The sequence below is a fragment of the Pseudoalteromonas sp. ECSMB14103 genome, from assembly GCF_000813065.1.
Lineage (GTDB): Bacteria > Pseudomonadota > Gammaproteobacteria > Enterobacterales > Alteromonadaceae > Pseudoalteromonas > Pseudoalteromonas marina.
The window spans coordinates 219,924-244,455 of the sequence record NZ_JWGY01000006.1 but is presented as its reverse complement, the minus strand read 5'-3'; the positions used below and the strand labels follow the sequence as shown (position 1 = coordinate 244,455).

Sequence of the window (24,532 nt, the reverse complement as noted above, 5' to 3'; positions counted from 1 at the left end):
AATGACACTAAAGTTGAGGCTAAAACTAATTCGATCATCATGGCTTATAACATGTTTATAGCGAGCTAATCGCGCGTATTTCTACCATAGCGTAACTCGTTTTCTTATTGGTTTATTTTTAACAAACTTGCCAACTAATTGCCAGTGTTATTAAAATTCATACATGCGCGTTTTCTTCTCAGTATAAAACGAGCGACTGGGTCGTTTTCTTGACTATGCGAGCGACTGAGCTATAACTGTATATACACACAGTATAAATTCAATGGATTGAAAATGAAAACTCGCTCTGCGTATTTAAATTACATTGCGGACTATATGCTCACTCGACAGTATTCACTAAGAACTATTAATGCTTATTTGAGTTGGATCACAAACTTTATTCACTTTCACAACAAACGCCACCCAAGCTCAATGGGAAATTCAGAAGTCGAAGCGTTTTTGGACCATATTGTATTAAAACGTAACATGTCAGCTAAAACACAAAGTGCAGCTTTAAATGCGCTAGCTTTTTTATATAAACATATTGTCAAAAATGAACTTTCGTTACACTTGAACTTTGCTCGAAGTAAACGACAACCCAAATTACCTGTTGTAATGATACCCGATGAGGTCAAACAATTGATGATTCATCTATCTAAGCGATATTACTTAATCGTGGGGTTGATGTATGGTAGCGGCCTGCGAGTGATGGAAGCTGTGCAACTGCGAGTAAAAGACATTGATTTTGATTATAAATGTATTCAAATTTGGAACGGGAAAGGCAATAAGCATCGTATTGTTACACTTGCAACTGAGTTACTCCCGTTACTTAGAAATCAAATAATGCAAGTTGAAGAATATTTGCAATTAGATTTACAAAACGAACAATACGCAGGCGTATGGATGCCAAACGCTTTAGCTCGTAAGTATCCGTCAGCTAACAAATCACTCGCGTGGCAATATTTATTTCCTTCCTATAAATTAAGTAGTGATCCAGAAACTGGCGAGATACGGCGTCATCACTTCCATCCTACATGTGTTAGAAAAGCGGTTAAAAAGGCATTAAAGCAAACCAATATTACAAAGATTGTGACGCCTCATAACTTTCGTCATTCTTTTACAACACACTTGTTACAAGGTGGAGCCGATATAAGAACGGTGCAAGCTCAGTTAGGTCATACAGATGTTAAAACCACACAGATTTACACTCATGTTTTACAGCAAGGGGCAAACGGTGTTGTTAGCCCATTAAGCAAAATTTTCTAGCGTAAAACCCGCCATGAAGCAAACAAATGGACAAAACACATATTTTCCAGTAGTAAGAATGTAAATCCATCAAAACCACAATATGCATAAAAACATATCACCGAGTATTTCAATATAGCCTTTTAGAGTGCAGGGACATTTTTTGCAGGGTAACAATAAAACTTTTTATATACCTCTTTTTGTTGCCGCGTACTTTTTCGTGCGTCATAATCTAACGCCTTATTTATTAGCGGACTTTTTATGAACTGGCTTGCGCAATTATCTACTCAACGAACACCTTGGCTTTTATTCACTGCGATTGTTTTTATGCTAGAAGTAACCGCATTGTTTTTTCAATATAAAATGGGGTTAGCGCCTTGCATTATGTGTATTTATCAACGAACCGCGGTATTAGGATTACTTGGCGCGGGTATTGTTGGGTCAATTAATCCACAAAGTAAAATAATGCGTATAGTTGCTTACATTGCTTGGGGAGTATCGAGCATTTGGGGGTATTTAATTGCCCGTGAGCACATAGATATGCAAACGACAACAGATCCGTTTGCGTTTAGCTGCGAGTTTGAGCCTAACTTTCCATCGTTTATGCCGCTGCATGAATGGATACCGAGCTTTTTTGAAGCCACTGGCGATTGCGGTAACATAGATTGGGAGTTTTTATCGCTCAGTATGCCGGCTTGGATGGAAATTATTTTTGGGCTATTTGCTCTAACATTTTTTATTGTATTAGGTAGTCGCTTAATACTAAAAAGAACGGTTTAATAATTATGTTTACCTTTTTTTCTAGTCAACTTAAACAGTTGCAACATTTAAAAATACGCGAGAGACAGCTTGTTATAGCACGGTCTTTATCAATGCTGTCACCTACCGACCGTGTATTACTGCGTATTATAAAAATATTGCTATTAAGCCCGTTATTTTTAATATTTACACTTTTTGAAGGTTGGATAATCATTCCCTTTTTAATAATCGGTGGGCTTTTTTATCCGTTATTAACCGCTCCGGTCGATATAAATTTTGCCAGAAAAAACTTAAACGAAGCACTACAACAACATGAAAAGGGCGCTTAGCGCCCTTTTGCTAAAGTTTAACTTTTCCTTCTAACTTACCCATTACTTTTTTGCCAATCCCCTTCACTTTGGCTAAGTCCTCAAGGCTTGTAAATGAACCATTTTCATCTCGGTAATTTACTATTGCTTGTGCTTTCTTTTTACCAATTCCAGGAAGTTTAGCCAACATTTTTGCATCTGCATCATTAATACTTACCGCTTCGATGGGAGCCATAGATTTGCTCACTTCAGGTAATTGCGCGTAAGAGGTAGTAATGGGTAGGATACTTAGCAAACTTGCTATAAGTAAAAGTTTAAATATCTTCATTTATTCGTCCTTATTGTCCATTTTAGAACATATTTATTTTAATTATTAGGGAAGACCATAAATGACAAACGCGAGGCTAGCCACTTTGGAAGTACCTAAATGCATTATCACTTTTATCCGAAATCCTTAAAATGCAGCTGGTACAACCAAGTGATATATTAAATAAAGTTAAGTTACCGTTTTTTGTCAAATTTAAGACACTTAAAAATTATAACTCTGCGCTTGCATATTTACTTGCAAACCTTTACTGTATATAAAAACAGTAATCTTATGGTTTTTTATAAACCACAGTGCCAAGCAAGTTTGCAGGAGAAATCATGGCTGTTGTTGTTAAATATGTTGTAGAACGAAACGGAGTCGAGCGTATGACGTTTACTACTAAGAAAGAAGCTGATGCCTATGACAAAATGCTAGACATAGCAGAATCACTTGAGCTGATGCTAGAAAAAGTAGACGTGCCATTGAGTGAGCAACAAATAGAATCGCTTGCGTTAGAAATAGCAAAAAGTAAAGACGACTTTATGTCGGTACTTAAAGGTGCCAAAGAGCCTACGACTAAAGCGGCAAGTAAAAATAAAAAATCAGATAACGTTGCATCTATTGACGATAACAACGCTAAACAAGCAAGCTAAACATTTTGCAAATAAAAAGGGAGCAACTTAGTTGCTCCCTTTTTTATAGCTTTTATAAAAACGAATATTAATTAAAGCTCTTTTTCAACTTCATCAAATAACGTTGTTATATCTGAGTTAGGCTCATTGGTTGCTAAACTTACAACTACAATAGCAATACTTGCAAGTATAAAGCCTGGGACAATTTCGTACATTACGCTACTTAAACTTTCACCGTTGATTGTGAATGGGCCGTAAATCCATAGTAAAACAGTAACTGCACCCACAACCATACCTGAAAGCGCACCCGCAAAGTTCATACGTTTCCAGTAAAGGCTAAACAATACAAGCGGGCCAAATGCAGCACCAAAGCCAGCCCATGCATTACTCACTAAGTCTAAAATAGAACTGTCTCTATCGTATGCGAGGTAAATAGCAAGTATTGCAACAATAGACACACTAATGCGCCCTACTAGTACAAGCTCTGCGTCACTGGCTTCTTTACGTAAAAATGTTTTGTAAAAATCTTCAGTTAGTGAGCTTGAGCTTACTAATAGCTGAGATGAAATTGTACTCATTATTGCAGCTAATATTGCCGCAAGTAAAAAGCCAGCAATAAGTGGATGAAACAACAGCTCTGACAGGATCAAGAATATAGTTTCAGGATCATCCACAACTATATTGTTTTCATAAGTGTATGCTGCACCAAAAATACCCGTACCTACCGCACCAATTGCAGCAACAATCATCCAAGACATACCAATACGACGTGCTGTTGGCATATCTTTAACACTGCGCACCGACATAAAGCGAACAATGATATGTGGTTGACCAAAGTAACCCAAGCCCCACGCCATTGCTGAAATAATACCTAGCGCAGACCCTGCGCCTATCCAACTTAGCATGTCTGGATTAACACTGTTTAGGGTTGACTGCAGTGGTTGCTCTAATAAAGAGTAAGCTACAGCGGGTACTAAAATAAGTGCAATAAACATAATACAGCCTTGCACGAAGTCAGTTAAGCTAACCGCTAAAAAGCCGCCAAAGAGTGTATACAAAACAACAACACCCGTTGTGATGTATAGCCCCATTTCGTAGCTTAAGCCAAATGAGCTTTCAAATAGTTTACCACCGGCAACAACACCTGAAGAGGTATACAGTGTGAAGAACACAATAATTACAACAGCCGACACAACACGGAGTAAATTTGATTCATCGTTAAATCGGTTAGAAAAGTAATCAGGGATGGTAATAGAGTCATTCGCTTTTTCAGTGTAAACCCTTAAACGCGGCGCGACTAAAAAGTAGTTTAACCATGCACCGGCAATTAAGCCAAATGCAATCCATGTGCTACTTAAGCCAGTAACAAACATGGCGCCAGGTAACCCCATTAAAATCCAGCCACTCATATCTGAAGCACCCGCTGAGAGTGCTGCAACACTTGGCGACAAGTTTCTACCACCCAGCATATAACCAGAAACATCACTTGTTGACTGCTTATAGGCATATAAACCAATACCTAACATAACAACAAAATATAGTGACAATGAAATGATCATTCCTGTTTCCAAATTCGCCTCCATAAAACAATTAAAAGTAGCAGGCTTTTGATCCGAATATTGACTCTTAAAATTTTATAATAAAGTCACTATTAGGATAAAAGCATTCCTTCGGACTATATCATGCTTGTAACAAAAATCTCTATTTGTTGTATTTTCTTAGTTTAAAAATAATCATGTTGAAAACAATTGCTAAAAAAACTTTTTTACACGCAAAAAAATAGCCAAACGCTTTTATTTAATAATGATATTTTATTATTTAGTAAAATATACAGCATGCTATTTTGTATGTTTTCTAATATATTATTACAATAGCGACTGACTCGACTGACACGGATTTTTTTATGTATTTTTATGCTGCGCGCCAACCTATTTTAAATCGTGATAAAGAGCTTATTGGTTATGAGCTTTTATTTCGTGATGGCGTAGATAATGTATTTCCCAATATAGATGGTGACGAAGCAACTACACGCTTAATTGAAGGCAGTCAGTTTAACTTTGGTTTAGAAGACTTAACCGATAACAAACCCGCTTATATTAACTTTACACTAGAAACCTTACTTAAGGGTTACCCTACCCTGTTGGGTAAAGACACCATTGTTGTAGAAATACTTGAGACAATTCAACCAGGTAAACGTTTACTTGCGATTGTTAAAGACCTCAAAGACAAAGGCTATACCATCGCGCTCGATGATTACATTCACCAGCCGGTATGGCGCCACTTTTATCCGTTTATCGATATTATTAAAATCGACTTTTTAACGTGTGATTTAGCAACAATAAAAACCATTATAAAAGAGCTAAAGGCGCACCCTCATATAAAGCTTTTAGCTGAAAAAGTAGAAACCTACGAAGCATATAGCTTAGCGTTAGAGCTTGGCTTTGATTATTTTCAAGGGTTTTTCTTTTCAAAACCAGAAATGGTGCAAAGTAAAGCGTTACCACCATCAGAAATGGCACTTGCAGAATTACTTTACCAAACGTCAAGCGTAGAGATGGACCTAAAAAAAATCACCGATGTGTTTGAACGTGATGTAAACCTGTCTTACAAACTACTTAGATACTCAAACTCAGCAGCCTTTGCACGACGAGCTGAAATAAGCACTATAAAACAAGCACTTATTGTTTTAGGTGCTCAAGAGATCAAAAAACTTCTCTCTTTGTTATTTGCTGCACAAGTATCGGCTGATAAACCGGTAGAGTTAATTAGGCTATCACTTACACGCGCTCGCTTTTGTGAGCTGTTAGCTATTTCACATGGCCAAATGAAAGACACCGGCATGGCATTTTTAACCGGTATGATGTCGTTAATGGATGCCATTTTAGATGAAAGTATGCAAAGTGTGATGCAAAAGCTTCCTTTGTCTAACGATATTAAGGCAGCTCTGTTAGATAACGAGGGGTTATTAGCGCAATACTTAAACCTTGTTAAACATTACGAAAAGGCTGATTGGTCACAAGCAAACGATATTTCAACAGCACTTAATATTGCCGATAAAGTACCTGATGCGTATCACGAGGCACTTAGTTGGGTGAACGAGCAGATGAGTTTGATGGTTAATACCTAATACTTGCAAAGCATTATTCTATAAAAACGCCAGCATTAAGCTGGCGTTTTTATTTTGATTTGGCTTATAAACTTTCTAAAAAGTCTTCATCAAAGTCGGCAGGCTCTTCTTTAATTGGCGGGTTACCATCGTAAAGTTCGAATAACTGACGCTGAAAATAAATATCTTTTACAAATAAATACGGGTCAAGTGAGTCATTTAAAAGCCCTTCTTGCGCCATTAATGAAGCACGCGCTTCTACCGCTTTTAACGCAAATACTAGCACCGTTTGTGGCGTAGTTAAGGCAATTTCAGGCAGAACAAAGTTGTCTACTACGTCACCGGTTAAGTTTCTTGCTGTAGTAGGCCCCATTGCAGGTAGCATTAAGTATGCACCATCACCAATGCCCCACACACCCATTGTTTGGCCAAAATCTTCATCTACTCGATTTAAACCAAGCGAGCTAGCAACATCAAAAATACCAAAAATGCCCACGGTAGAATTCACTAAAAAGCGCGCAAGGCTTACACTTGCGTTACCCGGTTTACCCTGTAGCCCAGCATTTACCATATCAACCGGTGCCGTTAGGTTATCAGTGAAGTGAACAATGCTTTGACGCACAGGCACAGGAGTCACAGCAACATAACCAACCGCTGCTGGGCGAAGTATGTAAGCGTCTAAAACATCCATATTAAAGTCATACAACGGACGGTTAATACTTTGCAGTGGATCTCTTTCATCAACTTTACTTTCTGGTACTTGCGCACAACCGGCCAGTATCAAAAAGCTTAAAAAAGCTAAACTTTGTCTTAACATTTTTCGTCCTTAAGGTATTAATGTATCTATTTTAAGTTGGTATTCACTTACACTTTCACGCTTTAATGAGCCAGAATGCCCTTCTAATTCGCCTGAACTTGGCATAACAGAATCATCAAGCGAAATACGCGCCGATATAATAATATCTTCTGCGCTAGACAAGTTCATACCTTCAACCATGGCAGTGCTGTCGTTTAACTCAACTGTTACAGGGAATGAATATGAAGTGAGTTTTACAGCAGCAATCGGCATTGGCGAACCATTTGCCGCTTTTGCAAATACAAATAAAGTCCCCTTTTCAGGCAGTTTATTTATAAGCTCACTGGCAACATTAACGGTAACAGCAATACTGTTGGCTTTAGTTACTGGCATTACCGAGCCTTCGCTTTGCATTTGCATTTGCAGTTCAATATCTGCAATACGCTGAGATATTAAACCATAGCGAGAATCATTTTTTTCCATACTGGCTAGCAATACTTCAAAGGCGGCTTTAGCTTGAGGCCAGTCTTTTCGCTCGTAAGCAATGAGCGCTAATAACGAAATAGCATCTAAGTTAGTCGGTTCTGCATTTAATACTTTAGACAACATACCCGCTGCACGCGTCATATTCGCTTCGCTGCCTTCAAGTAACAAAATTTGGCTGTAACTTATTAACACCTGTTTATTATCAGGGTTCATGCGCAGTGCTTTATCAAATGATTGCTGAGCCATATCAAATTCATTCAGTGACATGGCAACACGACCAAGTAACATCCATGCCATTTCGTCATCGCCTGAACGGCTTAACTTGGTGCGTAACGCCAGTGCAAATGCTTGTAGCTCGTTTTGAGTAAGCTGCTCGCCTTTTTGCATCACAGCGCGCTCGCCGTATTCGGTCAGGTTATCCATGGCATCGTGCCATGCTGAAATTTGCTGTTGACTACCCGTTAAACTGTAAAAAATACCGCTTAGTGCAATAACAAATGCGCCGCCTGTCAGGGCAAAAATACGGTTGTTACCTTTGCTAATTAATGATTTTTCTGGTGAAAGCTCATTAAGCAAACGGCGTTTTAGTTCAACTATCGATTCAGAATAGTTAGCATCATCTATACGTTGATTATCTAAATCGGTTTTTAAATCAACCAAACGTTGTTCGTAAATACTTATAAGCTCGGCATTTGCGTTGTGAGTAATTGTTTTAACACGCTCTTTTTGTAAAAAAGGCAGCATAACAAACGCCAGTGCAATCAGTGTGAGTAAAGCAAAACACGCCCACATTAAAATCATTTAACTTTGCTCCTGACGTTTATTTTGTTCAATTAGCTTATTTAAAAGTACTTCATCTTGGTTGCTCCAAGTCTGCTTTACAGACGCTTTACGCTGACGAATGACAATAAAACCAAACCCAACAATAACAATTAATACCGGCAATACCCAAAGCACCAGTGTTGCAGGGGTCACAGGTGGGTCGTAATGAACAAAGTAACCATAGCGGTCAATCATGTAGTCAATTACTTCATCTTTTGTGTTGCCTTCTTTAACTAGCTCTACCACTCTTTCACGTAGGTCTTTGGCAACAATAGCGTCTGAATCAGCAATGTTTTGATTTTGACACTTAGGGCAACGAAGTTCTTTTGTAAGCTCTTCAAAACGAACTGCTTGCTCGTCGGTATCAAATACGTAGCGATCAGTTTGCGCTAATGCACTCGTAGTCAGTAAAAGGCTGAGTGAAAACAATAGCCACTTCATTATTTTAGCTCCTGCATCATAGGTGCAAATTTAGAACGCCATACTCGCGGATTAATATCACCGGTATGGTGTAGCAAAATAGTGCCGTTTTTATCGATTAAAAATGTTTCTGGCGCACCCGACACACCCAAATCTAACGACAGCGTTCGATGTAAATCCAAAATATTAAACTGATAAGGGTTACCCGCACGCTCAAGCATATCTTGTACTTCAGTACGTAGTGCTTGCATGTCAAACGGACCATCAAAGTCGGCGTCGTAACCTTGCACATAATACAAGCCAATAATTTTAACGCCTTGCTCTCGCAGCTTTGTTAAGTAGCCCAGCTCAGCTAAACAAGTTGGGCACCAAGTGCCCCATACATTTAGTAAATATACCTCGCCTTTTAACGCTTCGTTGGTCCATTGCTTGTTGTCTTGCATTAAATCAGGAAGCGTAAAAGCAGGCATTTCATGGCCTATTCGCCCAGTTTGTATTTCGCGTGGGTTTGCAAATAAACCTTGGTATAAAAACACACACACAAAAGCAAATACTAAAAGGGGCGCTATGGCTAACAATTTACGGTTCATAACACACTCTCCGCTGCTGCTTTTCGAGCTGTTTTTGCAGATGTACGGTAACGTTTATCAAACAAAATCATGAACCCTGCAAGTGAAATTAATACACCTCCAATCCATAACCAACGCACAAACGGCTTGTGGTATATGCGCAGAGACCAAGCCCCTTGGCTTAATTGCTCGCCTAGAGCAAGGTATAAATCACGTGTGAAGCCAGCATCAATGGCAGCTTCTGTCATAAATTGCATGCCAATATCGTATTTACGTTTTTCGGCGTACAAACGAGTGACTACATCATCGTTTTTTAGCACCGTAACAACACCAGCATGGCCACTGTAATTAGGTCCACGAATTGTTTTAACGCCTTCAAAGCGATAGTTGTATTGATTAAGCTGCACTATATCGCCCTGCTTCATCGATACATCACGCTCAACAGAGTACGCAGAGGTTAACGCAACGCCCGCAATAACAAATGCCATACCAATGTGGCCTAGCACCATTGCCCAATAACTAACACCTAAGCGTTTTAACCCTTCTTTTAATGTGCCATGCACTGCGGCCTTAGTGTAAATGTCAATCAAGGTTGAAACAGCAACCCACACACCCAGCGTTGTTGCTAATAGCGTAAGTGGTGTCACTTCGTCGTAAGCTGAGAACAACCATACACAAGTAATCGCCACACTGGCCAAAATACCTACAACAATTTTATTTTGCAAAAACGCCCATTTGTTTTGCTTCCAGCGTAAAAAAGGACCAATGCCCATTAAAATAGCAAATGGCACAAGTAGTATTGCAAACATTTTATTAAAGAACGGTTCACCTATAGAAATACTGCCTAAGCCCATTTCTTTGTGCACCATAGGCAATAAAGTACCCAATAATACAATTAAGGTCGCCACAACTAAAAAGATATTGTTTAGCCACAGTGCCACTTCGCGCGATACAAATTTGTAGCGTCCTTCGCTATGAACTTGCGATACGCGTAATGCATAAAGCGCTAAACCACCGCCAACAACTATTCCTAAAAAGGCGAGTATAAACAGGCCCCTGTCGGGATCAGTTGCAAACGCATGAACTGATACAATAATACCTGAACGCACAATAAACGTTCCCAGCAAGCTTAACGAAAATGCTGCAATTGCCAGTAATACGGTCCACGATTTAAAAATGCCGCGCTTTTCTGTCACGCTTAGCGAATGAAGTAAAGCGGTTGCAACAAGCCAAGGCATAAGCGACGCGTTTTCTACTGGATCCCAAAACCACCAGCCACCCCAGCCAAGCTCTGCATAAGCCCACCAACTGCCAATAGTAATACCTAAACTTAAAAAGCCCCACGCGGTCATTGTCCACGGACGTGACCATTTAGCCCACGTGTTATCAAGCTTACCTGTTAACAGTGCTGCAATAGCAAACGAAAAAGCAACCGATAGCCCAACATAACCCATGTAAAGTAATGGCGGGTGAATGATCATACCGGGGTCTTGTAAAAGCGGATTCAAATCTCGCCCTTCTACCGGAAAATAAGGAAGTAAACGTTCAAATGGGCTTGATAATAGTAAGGTATACATCATGAAACCAACACCTAAAAAACCAAGCACGCCTAAAACACGGGCACGTAGAACCCAAGGTAATGACTTTGAGCGAGCAGCAACAACAGCAGTCCAACCTGCTTGCATCACTAACCAAAGCAATATTGCTCCTTCATGGCCGCCCCAAGTCGATGTTATTTTGTAATACCATGGCAGTGTGCTACTCGAATGATACGCCACATAAGATACGGTAAAGTCGTCAGTTAAACTTGCGTAAATAAGTGCAGCAAACGAAATTAATACAAACGCAAACTGACCAATAGCTAAAGAGGGGGCAGCACGCATTAAGCGAAGATTACCTGTATGCGCGCCCCAAAGTGGAAAAATACATAATAAAACGCTCAGCACCATGGCAAGCGTTAAAGAAAAATAACCAATTTCTGGGATCATAGCTAATTACCACTATCTAAGTTGTATTTTGGTTTTTCATGCTTAATACCTTTAACCGCTTCAGCAACTTCTGCAGGCATGTATTCTTCATCATGCTTGGCCAGTACTTCAAACGCTTCAATGACATTAGGCTCAATTAAAACACCTTGCGCAACAATACCCTGCCCCTCACGAAACAGATCAGGCAATATCCCCTGATATTTCACAGTCACTAATGGACCTGTATCAATTAATTTAAAACTCACTTCTAAGCTTTGCTCGTTTCTTTCAACAGATCCTGGGACTACCATGCCGCCAATACGAAGCTTTTGACCAATAAAAGGTTTTTCTTTGTTTGGGCCTTTGCCATCAATCAATTCGCTTGGGGTATAAAATAAGTTTATGTTTTCTTGTAAAGCATAAAGCACTAAACCTATGGCAGAACCCAAACCAAATAAAATAGCAACAATCACTAATAAGCGTTTTTTACGTCTAGGGTTCATGATGCTTGCTCCTGCTTGGCTTGTTTTATACGCTCTTCACGCACAATCTGTTGCTCTACTGAAGCCATAATATGCTTATTATCTCTTAAAGAGCTCACTAAAATACCCAGTAGAATAAGTGCGCATGTGCCAAATGAAAGCCATACATAAAATCCATAGCCTCCCATTGCAATAAAATCAGAAAAAGAGTCAAACTGCATAATTACCCCCTATTAAGCAACTGGCGCACCCATGGGCGATGCTTTTCACGTTGCAAAATTTCATTTTTAAGACGAATTAAAGTGACTGTGCCAACAAACGCTGCAAAGGCTAAAATATTTACCATTAATGGCCAAAACATGCTTGGGTCAACCGCATTGGTATTAAATTTAGTGATGCTGGCTCCCTGATGGAGGGTGTTCCACCACTCAACCGAAAAGTGAATGATTGGTAAATTGATCACCCCTACAATCGCTAAGATAGATGCAGCACGGCCCGCTGATTTTTTATCTTCAAAAGCGTGGTATAACGAAATTACGCCCAAATATAAAAATAATAAAATAAGCTCCGATGTGAGTCGTGCATCCCACACCCACCAAGCGCCCCACATAGGTTTACCCCATGCAGCCCCTGTTATAAGTGCTATTGCAGTCATACATGCGCCAACTGGTGCAATTGCTATAACGGCAAGTTCTGCGTTTCTGAGTTGCCATACAAGCGCAACAATGGCGGCAATGGCCATAGAGGAATATGCTCCCATTGATAAAATGGCAGAAGGAACGTGAATAAAAATGATACGGTAGCTGTCTTTTTGTTGGTAATCGGCAGGTGCAAAACCAAGCCCCCACACCCAACCAACGAGCATACTAACAACCGTAACTACGGCAAAATAAGGCAGTAACGTATTGCATAACTGGTATGCACGCTCTGCTTTAGCATAGGGATGTAACCACTTCCACATTAACTTATACTCACTTTTAAAGCTGACGATATGGCGATTGGTGCGCTAATAATAGCGATGACTAACATAGCACCAAGGATGGCAAGTTGCCCGCTATAATCCAGCGACATAACACTGGTATCGATAGCCGACGTTGCAAAAATTAGAACAGGAATATACAAAGGCAGTACGAGTAAACTCATCAAAATACCCCCTTTTTGTAGCCCAACAGTAAGCCCAGCACCTATTGCACCAATAAAACTTAATAACGGTGTACCCAATAATAACGTTAAAACAGTGGCCACCAGCGCATTACTATCTAAATTAAGTAATAACGCGAATAACGGTGTCATTAATACAAGGGGCAACCCCGTCACAACCCAATGTGCAGCCACTTTTGCAAGCACTGTAAGTGACAATGGGTACGATGAGGCAATTAACTGCTCAAGAGACCCATCATTAAAGTCATCTCTAAACAGTTTATCTAAACCCAACATGGTAGAGAGTAAAGCTGCAACCCAAATGATACCGGGCGCCATTCTAGCAAGCAGACCGGGCTCAGGACCTATTGCTAACGGAAACAAAGAAATAACAATTAAAAAAAACAATATTGGGTTTACAATTTCAGCTCGCTGGCGAAAGGCAAGCTTTATATCTTTAGTAAAAACCGCACTGAATAGTAACCAATAAGAGTGTTGACGAGTCATCAGTGGCGGTACTCCAATGTGATTGTTTGTAAATCACTAAAGTGAGCAGTTAGGTCTTGGTGGGTAGTTAATAATATGGCGCCATTATTATCTAAATGTTGAGTAAACCGCTGCTGCAAAAACGCAACACCGCTTTTATCGAGCGCAGTAAATGGCTCATCTAGTACCCATAAATTTGCGTCACTTAGCCAAAGTCTAACTAATGCAACTCGTCGTTGCTGGCCTGCCGACAGCATTCTAACTGGCACATCTTCAAGACCGACCAAGCCTAGTTTTGCTAAAATTGGGTAAAGGTCAGGCTCATTTGAATAACCGTTGATACGTAACCAAAAGCGTACATTTTCAACAGCGCTCAGCTGAATGTTAACACCCGTTTTATGGCCTATAAAAAGTAAGTCGTGGGCGAACTCTTCATAGTATTTATTTATTGAGCGTTCTTGATACAAAACCTCGCCTTCATCAGGCGCAGAAAAGCCAGCGATGATACGCAATAACGATGTTTTACCAGCCCCATTAGGACCCGCTAATTGCATGATTTGACCGCTTTTAAGGCTAAAATTAAGGTCCGCAAACAAACAACGTTCTTGCTTGATGCAGGAGACGGACTTAATGTGTAACAAGATGACGATTCTCTCTGCCAAAAATTAGGCGTTAGTCTACCATAATGATAGGGTAATACGAATATTGCTTTAAAATCGATTCACTTAAAATAGAGAAAACTTGATTTAAAATAATGAATACGCCAACGCAAATAACATTATCCAATTCATTGGTTATCAATTCATCAACTAATAACCAAACCAATGAGTTACCACAATTACCAAGTGAAGTACTTGCGGCTAAAAACATTCAATTTTCAAAAGACTCTATCACGCTAGAAGTGCTGGTTAATAAGCAATGGCAAACGCTCAGACTAGGCACAAGCAATGCCCCTCAATCTTTAGATAAAATTGCTAGCGCGCGCATTCAACTAAGCGAAGACGGAAAGCAGCTATCTATTTTGCCAAATGTAGCAACAATTAAACTTAACCAGCCTGCCCAATTACAACGCTTATTAAATTTTATTAGTACCGGCGCAGAGGTTGAAAGCAAGCCACTTTCAGTTCAGCTTGCTTTAGCGCCTACACCAAAGCTAATTATTGATAAGCTCAATGCTAATATTGCCATTAATAAAGATGTTGCTCAGCTTCTCAGCACAGAGCAACCTTTAAAACTAGCCATAAGTACCAACAGTAAAGGCGCACAAATTGATGTTATTAACCGCTTTGCTGATACCGTTCATACCCAGCCGTTAAGCCAAACAAAGCTAGTTAAAATGCTAGCAAGCTTGTTACCCAATGCACAACTACAGGCAACGCCTAAATTAGCTATTTTAACGCATCCGCAAAAATCAGGCTCTTTCACCACGCAAGTAACAAACACGCAGCTTGCTGAACTGCCTAACTCGCCCGTGAAAGTGACTGTTGCAAATCAAGCCGATAAGCTTGTAATAACAACACAAGCTCAAAGCGTAAAAGTGATGCTGAGTAACTCTTTCACTAAACCTTTTAATGAATTACTTACTGCGCAACACGCTAATTTACAAACCGCGCCAGCGCAGTTCAATAACACCACGAAAGTAAGTCCGCTGGTGAGTAGCCATAGCCCTATAAAGTCTTGGCTGCAAACTAGTTTTAGTGATTTAAAAACACGAATCAATGATGCAGTAAATTATTTTGAAAACAAATCGTTTGCAAACGAAAACAAAACTCAAATCGCACCATCACTCACCTTACAAAAACAGTTTATCGCCCCGTCCTCACTAACAAGTAGAATTAATTTAATTGAAAATGCAGGTATACAAGTTGCTAATAGTGCGCAAAAGCCAAGTACTGAACTTGTTAATATTTTACCTAAGCATTTCTCTCAATTACCCCCTATTGTGCAGTTAACACAGCTAATAAAAGCAAATGTTGCTGTTTGGCAGCCTCCTGGTGGCAAAGTTATCAGTAGTCATTTGCATATACCCAATGCTAATACAACAAATACACCAGAAAATAAGCAGCCACCAATCGAAAAAGTCTCAGCCCACAGTAAAACAGAGGTAGGTACACAATCAGGTGCACTGTTAAGCACTCAAATAAAGGCAGAACCCGCAACCAAAAATACAGAGCAAGTATTAAAAAACCAAACAGTGCAAGTCCAACCCACCTTGAGTAACGACCTACAAAAACAAACGACAATTAAAGAGTTAAATTCTCTTCCTGTTACAAAAGTGGGGCTTAGCCATGCTCAACAAGCTAATGCAGATAACAAACTGGCTACCCTCCCTATCCTAAAAGCCACTAGCCCAGCAACCCAACAAACACGTGCTGTAGCTTCTATACCAGCAAGTAACCCCCTATTTAGTGCAGTATTTAGTAACACAACGACTATTGCCTCACCAAGCCAAATGTTGCAACCTATTGAAGCTAAAATATTAACGCCGCTTTTAAAGCTGCCACCATCGCATAATTCAACTCACAAACTCACTGAAGAAAAAATTTCAGTGAGCAGTCAAATAGCCGATATTCAAGTTAAAGCGACTAAGCAAACACCTGACCTCAATGCGCTGGTTAATCAAGCTTTTAATCGTATGGTATCAAGCAGCAACGTTAGCCCGAATGCCGTACAAAGAGAGATATTAGCGACACTGCAACCTCACAGCCTCACGCATGACACCCTGCAAAGTAGCTTTACCAAAGGGCTTGAGCAGCTAGCGGTTAGTATTTTGGCGGCGCCTATTATTAACCAATCTGTAGCCCCTATTACCTTTGACTCAAAAACAGGCATTGATGCATTACTACAGGTACTTATGCCTACGTTTAAAGCAGGCAAAGCAAGTTCAAAAATACTAGAGCAACTTCAGCAATCACAAGTGCAAGCGCTTGCTGGAGAGCTTACTCAGGTTAAAAACACGCTCACACAGGTAAGTATTTCAACACCAAATCAGCAACCCGAAAGTAACCCGCTGGCACAGTTTTTACTTCCGATGAAATTACCCCCAGAAGCGGCACAAACAGAAATAACGTTAGGGCAATATAAAAAACCATCGGCCGATAAACTAGAGCCTAAAAATGTCTGGTTTGTTAGATTAAATTTTGATTATGCAGATCTCGGTCAACTACAAATTACCGCCGAGCTAATGGACAAGTCGCTCGATTGCCAATTATTAGCATCAAGCCAAGAAGTGAGTGCCATTGCCCACCCTCACCTTGATAACCTGCGCTCAAAACTGGCTAAACACGGCTTACAAGTTGCTGAACTAAACCTAAAACGAGGGGAGGCAACCCATGCTGCTTTTTATAAATCCCATGCAATTATTAATATTAAGGTGTAGCTATGAGTGATTCCCCTAAGAGCAAGTCGGCAATTGGCCTTTTATACGAAGCAGGAAGCACGCCTTCAGTGAGTGTTAAGGGGTTTGGGGAGTTGGCGGAAGAAATAATCGCTGCAGCAAAACAAAAAGGGATCATGATCCACGAAGATCCTGATTTAGCTAAAACCTTATCGCACCTCGAATTAGGTGAAGAAATTCCAAAAGAGCTTTATTTTGTGATTGCAGAACTGATTGCGTTTTCGTATGTATTACGTGGGCAGTTCCCACCAGGGTGGCAGGACTTTCAAGGTAAGCTAAATATAAAAGCTTAAAATTGAAAAAAGGCGCAAAGCGCCTTTTTCATTTACTTTGGTAAATTAGTCATTTTTTTCTGCTCAAGCATTTCTTTCCAGTGCATTACTTCGCTGGGTAAAATAGGGGTTTTACCTTCAAAGCCAGCCACTTCAAGCATTTCTTCAATACTTATAACACCTTTTTTGCTTTTAAATACGCCACGTACGTACGCAATCGCATGCAAACCACGATCAGAATGAAATTTCTGCTCGATGTAAAAATACTTATGATCCCAGCCCACTAACTTAGTGCTAATAGTGTATTTTTGCATGGGTTTAATATCACGAATGTAAGTAATAGCTGTTGCATTAACAATAGGAAACCAACGTCGTTTCATTATTTGTTTTAGCAAACCTACTCGCTCAGTCATCCACGTACGCGACAAGTCCATCATGGCCAAATAGCGCGAATTAGTTAAATGTAAATTAATATCACAATCTGTAGGAAGTGCTTTGTAATCAATATCTACCGTATCGAGTAAATCTTGATAGTGTTTATTACGCTTAATTTTAAAAAATAATAATAGGAGTCGAATATATAAGTTCACAACAAAGGTCTTACCAGCAAAATTTTACTGAGTGTATCACAAGCACTTGCTAAGACGTATGTTCTCCCTTACTCTTTATTACTCATATATATAAAAATAAAATGCTTATGAAACCTCTACTACATATAATTACGTTTATTGGATTACTCGTACCAAGCTATTCAGCGCTAGCTGATTTTTCATTACCCGGCAAAGGCACTATTACCTACTCAACGGGTATACAGAAAGAATTTGACTTTGGTTTTGCTTGGCAACAAAAAGCTGAACAATTTAAAATTGGCGCTAAAAGCTACAATATGCAAAGTATTCCAAGTTCATACTCAGTTGCAATTACACTATCAAAAGATGAAAGCCAGGTATGGGTTCAAGAGTTTAACAATGGTTTTATTGAAGGGTTTAATTGGCAAATTGGTGAGCATACTGTGTCACTAAAAAAACAAAAGTTTAGCGACCGAGTAAAAGGCGACTATGTAATTGAGCTTAACAACCGTAGTTACTTTTTTACGCGCAACAATGCCAGTATTGTTATTAACTTTAATGAAGACGGTATAGAAACGATTGCTATTGATGGTGTTACAAAAAACATGGGGACTAAAAGCTAGTCCCCTGTTTTAATTTTAGAGTCATCTAAACCTTAACGGTTTTTCTGTTTATACCGTAGTCACGCAACTTATTTGCCACTGCGGTATGACTAAGCCCTAAACGTTTAGCTAGTTGCCTTGAGCTTGGGTAAGCAGGGTAAAGTTTACGCAGCAACGTTGCCTCAAAACGCTTCACAGCTTGATCAAGCGAGCCTTCAAAGTCTGACTCCAAATACCCTAACTCATGTGTAAAGGTAGGTAGTTGTAAATGCTCTAAACGTAACTCGCTATCATCTAACAATGAGACTGCGCGGTAAATAGCATTTTCAAGTTGGCGAACATTACCAGGCCACGGATATTCTTGTAAAAAACTCAAACACTCTTGTGATAATAACGGAATAGCATGGCCATTTTGCTGGGCATATTTTTGGATAAAATGCTCTGCCAGAGGACCCACATCGGCTTTGCGGTCTCGTAACGGAGCAATTTCGAGAGTTAATACATTAATTCGATAGTACAAGTCTTCTCTAAACACACCTTCTTGTACCATTGCGGGCAAGTCTTTTTGAGTAGCGGCTACAATACGAACATTAACCTTTACTTCGTTCTCATCGCCTACTTTTCTAAACGTTCCGTCTTGTAAAAAGCGCAAAAGTTTAGTTTGTAACTGGGTCGACATTTCACCCACTTCATCTAAAAATACGGTACCGCCGTCAGCTTGCTCTAGTACACCGCGTTTAGGAGCTGCATTTTCTTCGTAGCCTGCATAACCAAAAAGCTCAGACTCCGCTACATCATCAGGTAACGACGCGCACGAAAGCGCAATAAATGGTTTAACAGAACGGTTTGACGCATAATGACACGCTCGCGCAAGTAACTCTTTACCTGTGCCTGTTTCACCCGTGATGAGTATGGGTGCTTCTAACTGTGCCATTTTTCGTGCTTCACGTACAACACGGCGCATAGCAGTACTAAAGTTATGAATGGTGGCAAAGCTTTCTTGTCCGTAGCGTCTAAATGCACTAACTTGCTGACCTAAACGGCTTTGCGACTTAATGTTAATAACCGCACCAGCTAAAACATCGCCTTCACTGCCTTGTGGCACGGCAATTGGTAAAATATCTGCAATAAAGTCTTCGCCAGCTACTTCAACCCGAGTCGTTTGGCCTAACACTTCCTTACCTTCTAACCAACGCGTAAAGTTAAAGCCCTTTAGTAGGTTATTTATGTTAGCGCCAATAACTTCTTTTTCACTTAACTGCAGGTCTTTACAGGCAGCATCGTTGCATAAACGGACCCAGCCCTTAGCATCAATAGAAATAACACCATCAGGTAATGCACGTAACAAGGTATTTAATTCGTTATGCTCTCGCTCAGAAGGGAGAAATGCGGTAGTGCGTACATCATGCACACCATCAATCAGACGGATAGAAGGCATGATTTTTTGAAACTGCTCAAACTCTATTTCTGGAAAGCTCACATACATACGGCAATTGACAGAATCGACCTCAATGCCTTTTAAATCAACACTGTAGTTAACTAAAATATTAAGGATTTCTTGGGCTATACCGATCCGATCAGCACAGTGAATATCTAGACGCATACATCCTCAAAGCAGGAAAAACTAAATTAGCCGAATAATACGCTAAGTCGCTTTGATAAGGTAGCTTATTGTAAACATTTTTGGACAAGTCTGCGTTTTAATTAACACATAAGAATAACAACATAAACACGCTACACAGCAGAGCTAGCCTGCTGCGTAGCTAAATTACTTTTAACCTTGAGGGTAAGCAGACCATTCTTCGCCATCAAGTTGTATGTAAGGTCGTTTATTCACGTACATCATGATTGTGCCCGCATTTTCGGCAACTTTTGGGGCTTTTGGCAAGTTTTCAACTAAATTGGCAATGCTGTTATTACCCCCAAAAACATTTGTCTCAAGTGTTTTTGCAACAATTTCAGATAAGGCAAAGTAACTAGTCGATTCGTTAATCATAATCTGCGAGTAGCTTTTAACGTCTGGGCCAATAAATTTAATAGCAGCTGGTACAGATACAATAGTAGGGCTTGGTATTTCACGAAGGCCAGCAAACTGTACCTTGTCACCTTTTAATGCTGCACCATGTTCGGGTACTATCATTAACATGACATTACGGCCGCGCTTTTCAAGGTTTTGAATAAAACGCTTAATATCAGATAATAAATTAGCGTGCCTGATTGGGTAACTTTCAAGGCTATTCATGCGTTTTTTATTGGCAAGCTGGTTACCATCGTGAAGGCTTGTTGTGTTGTAATACATTGCACACGGCTCACAATCTTGCGCTTCATTTTTAAGCCAACTATCTAGCACTGCACCGTCAGAATAAATAGGACTGTCGTCAAAGCCGTATTGCGCTACTGGAAGTGAATCAATATTAAGTGGTTTATCGTTTAGGCCACCAAAGCGATTAACCAAACCTTTAAAGTCATCGAAGTGGCCATCGTGGTTCATCACAACGCTGCTTTGATACCCTAATTTTTCTAAATTTTTAAATAGATAACATTGCTCTGGTGCATCACTAAATAAAGCCGTTTGGCTTGTTTGCCCACAACTTGCGCGTAAAAGCCTAATAGCTGCAGGCCCGCTGTATGATGTTGCTGAGTTAAAATCTGAAAACACCACATCAAAATCATTAAACATATCTTCAACACTAACGCCAATAGCGTTCAAGTCATCAATCGCCATTGAACAAATATTTAAAACGATGACATCGAACAGTTCGCCATTAACTTGCGAAGGAAAATGGCTAATTAAATGGCTTTGTTGTTGATAAAAGTCTGACAATTTTTGATCAGGTGTTTGGCTTTCGCGCGTGATGACTTGTGCTTGATTAGTAGGCTCATTTCTAATTGTTGTATTTGTAGAGTAGGCATTTACTACTGTGCCTGATTGTTCACCCTCTCCTTGCCATCCTATCAAAAGCAGCCCAACAATTGTTATTGTTGTAAAACGTAGCCACTGAGATGTATACCAAAAACACACGGTAATAACGAATAATGCCAATAGCATATCTACACTGATGACACGTGCTAAAAGTTCAAAAAAATAGCCAAAACTGAAATCTTGAACATTACCAGCTTGCTTTGTCAGCCTATTTATTGGGGGCAACCAAGAGTCTTGGTAAAGTATGACAATCGCAAAAATACCACCAAGTACATGTTTTAACTTTTCAATAATCGCTTTTTTAAATTTGATTGCTAAAAGTGCTGCAAGGGCTGCATTGGTTAATACATTAAAATCAATTGCGCCGTAATAAAACAAGGCAAATTTAGCTAAGAAATAAAGATTCCACGCTCCTAAACCTGATAATTTCACTGCTCATCCTTCTTTTTTTTATTCGGTGTATAAGGTTCAAGTACTTCGTGTTTAAAAGTAAGCTTGTAATAATATGTTTTTACTCTGGCCAATATTTGAGTTGCCGACATACAAAGCACAATACCGACTATAAGTGCCAAAATAACGGTAATAAAAAGCTGATTAATACTCATTGGTTAAGCCTTTAACCTCATTACAAATGACACAGCATCGGGGCGCGCATCATTTGTAAACTCAGGGGTGTCTAACGACTCAGTAATCCCTTTTGACACACCGGGTTCAAACTTATAGCTATCATTCTCTGTTAACTGTTTAGAATAGTCAGTAACCTGTTTACCGCTATAAAGCCGCCTTAATTGCTTACATTCTTGCTGTATATGAAAATGATCTGAAATAACATTTTGCTGCACAAAAAAGTCACTCGTTTGTAGCTTGAATAAATGCTTAATTGCATTATTTACGTCGTTCTCTCTACACGCATGCAAGTACAAATACACGGTGTTATCTGCAAGGCTAAATACATCCCCTTCACGCTTAATATGAAACAAGTGTAAAGGGTGAATGGGCTCTATGCGGGGTAATAACTCAAGCTTAACCAACACGCCGCTAACACCCAGATTAACAGCCGAGTCACTATGAACCTCTACTTGGCGCGTAAATTCATCAAAAGGTAAATAGCCTTTAGAAAACGTATTTTCAGTATATTTCAGAACGTGCTCGACAGATGGCGGTAACGGTCTAGAAAATTGAAACCCTTGAATAGATTGAATTTGAGATAATAATCGCGAAGGTTCAGAAAAGCTATACAAAATAAGGTTAACGCCTAAAGTTAAAAATAAACATTCATCTTGATGGCGAATAACGCCATCAACATTTTGTACTACCAATTTCAACCAACGACCGCAGCTTTTCCTCAGTTCAAAGCACTGTTTACCAAGCAGTGCTAAATCTGTGTAACGCGTAACAGCAAACACCAATGTTGCCGCTTTTAATTTGGGGCCTTTGTCAAACAGCTCATTATTGTCTTTTGCGGTATAATAATGCGTAGGCAATTTTGTACCGATTGGCACCGCGCTTTGCACTAACCAGACATCGTCCTCATCTGGAAAATGCGAGCCATTGAATACTTTTAGATCGTTTACAGTTCCCTCTTGTACCAAAAACTTATTATCTTCAAGCGACAGTTGAAACTGCATATCAGCAAATACACCCGTAGTGTGGTGCCAATAATCGTACTCTAAAACGCGGGTAGCGGAATCATTATCTACAAAAATTAATCCATCAAAAGATTTATTAAGCTGCCTTATTAAAAATCGATAGTGTGTTACTTCTGGACCAGATAGCAAAAATAATAAGGTAACCCCTGTTTTTTTTGCAAACTCACTGTAATCGTTCATTATTGTTTTTGTGCTAGCTTCGGTTGCTGCACTAAGTAGCTCTGTGTTGAAGTGGATAAACACTAGCGCATTTTTTAATTTTTTATACGCGCCTATCTCTTTAATTATACCTTTGTTTATTCGCTCTATTGAGTAATGCTGTGTCTCAGATGAGAGAGAGAATGGATGAACTTTACTACGTTTGTACGCAGTATTAATTGCTGCAGAAAATGACGACTCAAAAAAAGATTCAACGTCTTGAGAAACAATGTAAATATCGTTTGCGCAATTTTGGTTAATTGCATGTAAAGCAAATTCAATTACAAAATTATCTAAAGGCGCTAAAACAGCATAACTTGAAGCCGATTTTAACTCTTTTGCAGCCGGCTCTAAACCCGTTATGTTAAAGTTATGCACTTAAAAAGCCCTCAAAAAAAATACTTTTTTACTAGTTTTGCCTGCTATTCTATATATAATAGCCAAATATTGTCCACTTTTAATAAAAATAAATATTACGCTTACAAAGGTTGTAATGAATAATTTAGCTACAAAAAGCTCACAAATACTCACATCAAGTGACATAGAAAACCTAGCTCGCCGTTTTGGTGGGAAAAGTGACGACTATATAGAAATTATGAATACACAAAAAAATCAAAAAACAATTAACAAGTATGCGCTATTGAAAGAAATTGATGACGCATTAAAAACATCTAAAGAAAAAAAATAAAAAAGGTAAACTCCATTGCAAAGGATTTTTATTAAAGGTATCAAAGGCGGCATAGGTAGCACATCAGTTGTTGCAAACTTAGCGTGCGTTTTGAAAAAATCTGATGTTGATGTGGTTGCCATAGACCTAGATACTAAAAGTGACCTTGGTTTACACTTTGGCCTTAAGTGGACAGCCACAAAAGGTTGGAGCAACGAGAGCACTTTTGACGATGCGTTATTACATTTTCGCAAAGACAGTGATGGCGTTCTTTTTTTACCCCATGGCGATAATGAATCAACGTTAGATGAAATTATATCCACAATTAACAATTGCAAAAATCTGGATTATAAAGAATCTGCTTGGATAATATTCGATTGCCCTTCACACATTAATATTTCTCACTACCCGTTGGAAGAAAACGATATTGTTATTGAGCTAGTCACTTGCGATGCAATTTGTCATAGCCTCATATACAAGCGCCTACAAACCCTTAAGTCAGTAGAGTCAAGTTGGAAACACTTTTTTGTTGTTAATCGTTACAACGCAGCCTCAGTGTTAGAATTTGATCTATTTTCTCTTTGGCAATCTACATTGCCATTTATGGCGCCGTTTTTTATCAACAGTGATGAAGTTATTAAAGAGGCCACAGCTAATCGTAATGTAGCCCTTAATTGCGCACCATACAGTGTAGCGAACGATGACTTTGAAACACTGGCTGGTTGGCTTGTAAGTAAGGCGGCGAACTGAC

The 24,532-nt window shown here is 39.4% G+C and carries 27 protein-coding genes; 10 read left to right on the top strand and 17 right to left on the bottom strand.

Going from position 1 to position 24,532, the window contains the following annotated elements:
• The first annotated feature begins 273 nt into the window (after positions 1–273).
• The 3 genes from RF53_RS12055 to RF53_RS12045 all read left to right on the top strand — a co-directional run bounded on the left by RF53_RS12055 (position 274) and on the right by RF53_RS12045 (position 2,312).
• Positions 274–1,245, top strand: a complete 972-nt coding sequence (locus tag RF53_RS12055; RefSeq protein ID WP_039037804.1) for an integron integrase — start codon at positions 274–276, stop codon at positions 1,243–1,245.
• Positions 1,246–1,485: 240 nt separating this feature from the next.
• On the top strand, positions 1,486–2,004 hold the full coding sequence (gene dsbB / locus RF53_RS12050) for a disulfide bond formation protein DsbB (RefSeq protein ID WP_039037803.1): 519 nt from the start codon (positions 1,486–1,488) through the stop codon (positions 2,002–2,004).
• A 5-nt stretch (positions 2,005–2,009) separates the two neighbouring features.
• Positions 2,010–2,312 (top strand): hypothetical protein, encoded by a 303-nt coding sequence (locus RF53_RS12045; protein ID WP_039037802.1) that lies wholly within the window; start codon positions 2,010–2,012, stop codon positions 2,310–2,312.
• A gap of 10 nt (positions 2,313–2,322) precedes the next feature.
• On the opposite strand, the gene RF53_RS12040 is transcribed toward RF53_RS12045, so the two are convergent.
• On the bottom strand, positions 2,323–2,619 hold the full coding sequence (locus tag RF53_RS12040; RefSeq protein ID WP_008127623.1) for a ComEA family DNA-binding protein: 297 nt from the start codon (positions 2,617–2,619) through the stop codon (positions 2,323–2,325).
• Between the two features lie 317 nt (positions 2,620–2,936).
• On the opposite strand from RF53_RS12040, the gene RF53_RS12035 reads away from it, so the two are divergent.
• Positions 2,937–3,251 (top strand): YebG family protein, encoded by a 315-nt coding sequence (locus RF53_RS12035; RefSeq protein WP_008127619.1) that lies wholly within the window; start codon positions 2,937–2,939, stop codon positions 3,249–3,251.
• Between the two features lie 71 nt (positions 3,252–3,322).
• Here RF53_RS12035 and putP read toward each other — a convergent pair whose 3' ends face one another.
• On the bottom strand, positions 3,323–4,801 hold the full coding sequence (gene putP, locus RF53_RS12030) for a sodium/proline symporter PutP (RefSeq protein WP_008127617.1): 1,479 nt from the start codon (positions 4,799–4,801) through the stop codon (positions 3,323–3,325).
• A 332-nt stretch (positions 4,802–5,133) separates the two neighbouring features.
• Between putP and RF53_RS12025 the strand changes: the two genes are divergently transcribed.
• Positions 5,134–6,357, top strand: coding sequence for an EAL and HDOD domain-containing protein (locus RF53_RS12025; RefSeq protein ID WP_039037801.1), 1,224 nt, complete (start codon positions 5,134–5,136; stop codon positions 6,355–6,357).
• 64 nt (positions 6,358–6,421) lie between these two features.
• Here the strand turns inward: RF53_RS12025 and RF53_RS12020 are convergent, their stop codons facing one another.
• The 10 genes from RF53_RS12020 to ccmA are packed head-to-tail and all read right to left on the bottom strand — an operon-like array spanning position 6,422 to position 14,145.
• Entirely contained in the window at positions 6,422–7,153 is a 732-nt protein-coding gene (locus RF53_RS12020; protein ID WP_008127611.1) for an MlaA family lipoprotein, read from the bottom strand.
• 9 nt (positions 7,154–7,162) lie between these two features.
• On the bottom strand, positions 7,163–8,419 hold the full coding sequence (ccmI, locus tag RF53_RS12015) for a c-type cytochrome biogenesis protein CcmI (protein WP_039037800.1): 1,257 nt from the start codon (positions 8,417–8,419) through the stop codon (positions 7,163–7,165).
• Positions 8,420–8,881, bottom strand: coding sequence for a cytochrome c-type biogenesis protein (locus tag RF53_RS12010; RefSeq protein ID WP_008127607.1), 462 nt, complete (start codon positions 8,879–8,881; stop codon positions 8,420–8,422).
• On the bottom strand, positions 8,881–9,450 hold the full coding sequence (locus tag RF53_RS12005; protein ID WP_006791390.1) for a DsbE family thiol:disulfide interchange protein: 570 nt from the start codon (positions 9,448–9,450) through the stop codon (positions 8,881–8,883). The genes RF53_RS12010 and RF53_RS12005 overlap by 1 nt, the downstream gene beginning before the upstream one ends.
• Complete coding sequence (locus RF53_RS12000; protein ID WP_008127604.1) at positions 9,447–11,417, bottom strand: heme lyase CcmF/NrfE family subunit; 1,971 nt, start codon at positions 11,415–11,417, stop codon at positions 9,447–9,449. The genes RF53_RS12005 and RF53_RS12000 overlap by 4 nt, the downstream gene beginning before the upstream one ends.
• 2 nt (positions 11,418–11,419) lie before the next feature.
• Entirely contained in the window at positions 11,420–11,899 is a 480-nt protein-coding gene (ccmE, locus tag RF53_RS11995; RefSeq protein ID WP_006791393.1) for a cytochrome c maturation protein CcmE, read from the bottom strand.
• A complete protein-coding gene (ccmD, locus tag RF53_RS11990; RefSeq protein ID WP_039037799.1) occupies positions 11,896–12,099 on the bottom strand; it encodes a heme exporter protein CcmD in 204 nt (67 codons plus the stop codon). Before ccmD ends, ccmE begins: the two co-directional genes overlap by 4 nt.
• A gap of 2 nt (positions 12,100–12,101) precedes the next feature.
• A complete protein-coding gene (locus RF53_RS11985) occupies positions 12,102–12,839 on the bottom strand; it encodes a heme ABC transporter permease (RefSeq protein ID WP_008127600.1) in 738 nt (245 codons plus the stop codon).
• The gene (ccmB, locus tag RF53_RS11980) at positions 12,839–13,525 is read right to left on the bottom strand and encodes a heme exporter protein CcmB (protein WP_006791396.1); all 687 of its coding nucleotides are present in this window, start codon (positions 13,523–13,525) and stop codon (positions 12,839–12,841) included. Before ccmB ends, RF53_RS11985 begins: the two co-directional genes overlap by 1 nt.
• Complete coding sequence (ccmA, locus tag RF53_RS11975; protein WP_096801179.1) at positions 13,525–14,145, bottom strand: cytochrome c biogenesis heme-transporting ATPase CcmA; 621 nt, start codon at positions 14,143–14,145, stop codon at positions 13,525–13,527. Before ccmA ends, ccmB begins: the two co-directional genes overlap by 1 nt.
• A gap of 113 nt (positions 14,146–14,258) precedes the next feature.
• On the opposite strand from ccmA, the gene fliK reads away from it, so the two are divergent.
• Both fliK and RF53_RS11965 read left to right on the top strand, forming a co-directional pair.
• A complete protein-coding gene (gene fliK, locus RF53_RS11970; protein ID WP_039037798.1) occupies positions 14,259–16,883 on the top strand; it encodes a flagellar hook-length control protein FliK in 2,625 nt (874 codons plus the stop codon).
• 2 nt (positions 16,884–16,885) lie between these two features.
• Complete coding sequence (locus RF53_RS11965; RefSeq protein ID WP_008127583.1) at positions 16,886–17,194, top strand: EscU/YscU/HrcU family type III secretion system export apparatus switch protein; 309 nt, start codon at positions 16,886–16,888, stop codon at positions 17,192–17,194.
• Between the two features lie 32 nt (positions 17,195–17,226).
• Here RF53_RS11965 and RF53_RS11960 read toward each other — a convergent pair whose 3' ends face one another.
• A complete protein-coding gene (locus RF53_RS11960) occupies positions 17,227–17,763 on the bottom strand; it encodes a thioesterase family protein (protein WP_006791400.1) in 537 nt (178 codons plus the stop codon).
• A gap of 107 nt (positions 17,764–17,870) precedes the next feature.
• Here RF53_RS11960 and RF53_RS11955 point away from each other — a divergent pair, with 107 nt between their 5' ends.
• Positions 17,871–18,365 (top strand): hypothetical protein, encoded by a 495-nt coding sequence (locus tag RF53_RS11955; protein ID WP_008127581.1) that lies wholly within the window; start codon positions 17,871–17,873, stop codon positions 18,363–18,365.
• 25 nt (positions 18,366–18,390) lie between these two features.
• Here RF53_RS11955 and tyrR read toward each other — a convergent pair whose 3' ends face one another.
• The 4 genes from tyrR to bcsE form a co-directional block, all read right to left on the bottom strand.
• Entirely contained in the window at positions 18,391–19,947 is a 1,557-nt protein-coding gene (gene tyrR / locus RF53_RS11950; protein WP_006791402.1) for a transcriptional regulator TyrR, read from the bottom strand.
• Positions 19,948–20,118: 171 nt separating this feature from the next.
• The gene (bcsG, locus tag RF53_RS11945) at positions 20,119–21,699 is read right to left on the bottom strand and encodes a cellulose biosynthesis protein BcsG (RefSeq protein WP_039037797.1); all 1,581 of its coding nucleotides are present in this window, start codon (positions 21,697–21,699) and stop codon (positions 20,119–20,121) included.
• A complete protein-coding gene (locus RF53_RS19525) occupies positions 21,696–21,872 on the bottom strand; it encodes a hypothetical protein (protein WP_167378157.1) in 177 nt (58 codons plus the stop codon). The genes bcsG and RF53_RS19525 overlap by 4 nt, the downstream gene beginning before the upstream one ends.
• A gap of 3 nt (positions 21,873–21,875) precedes the next feature.
• Positions 21,876–23,492 carry a cellulose biosynthesis protein BcsE gene (gene bcsE, locus RF53_RS11940; protein ID WP_039037796.1) on the bottom strand — a complete coding sequence of 539 codons (1,617 nt, stop codon included), beginning with the start codon at positions 23,490–23,492 and terminating at the stop codon, positions 21,876–21,878.
• 115 nt (positions 23,493–23,607) lie between these two features.
• On the opposite strand from bcsE, the gene bcsR reads away from it, so the two are divergent.
• Positions 23,608–23,802 (top strand): BcsR/BcsP family cellulose biosynthesis protein, encoded by a 195-nt coding sequence (gene bcsR, locus RF53_RS11935; protein ID WP_006791406.1) that lies wholly within the window; start codon positions 23,608–23,610, stop codon positions 23,800–23,802.
• 15 nt (positions 23,803–23,817) lie between these two features.
• A complete protein-coding gene (gene bcsQ / locus RF53_RS11930) occupies positions 23,818–24,531 on the top strand; it encodes a cellulose biosynthesis protein BcsQ (RefSeq protein WP_006791407.1) in 714 nt (237 codons plus the stop codon).
• Position 24,532 lies beyond the last annotated feature (1 nt).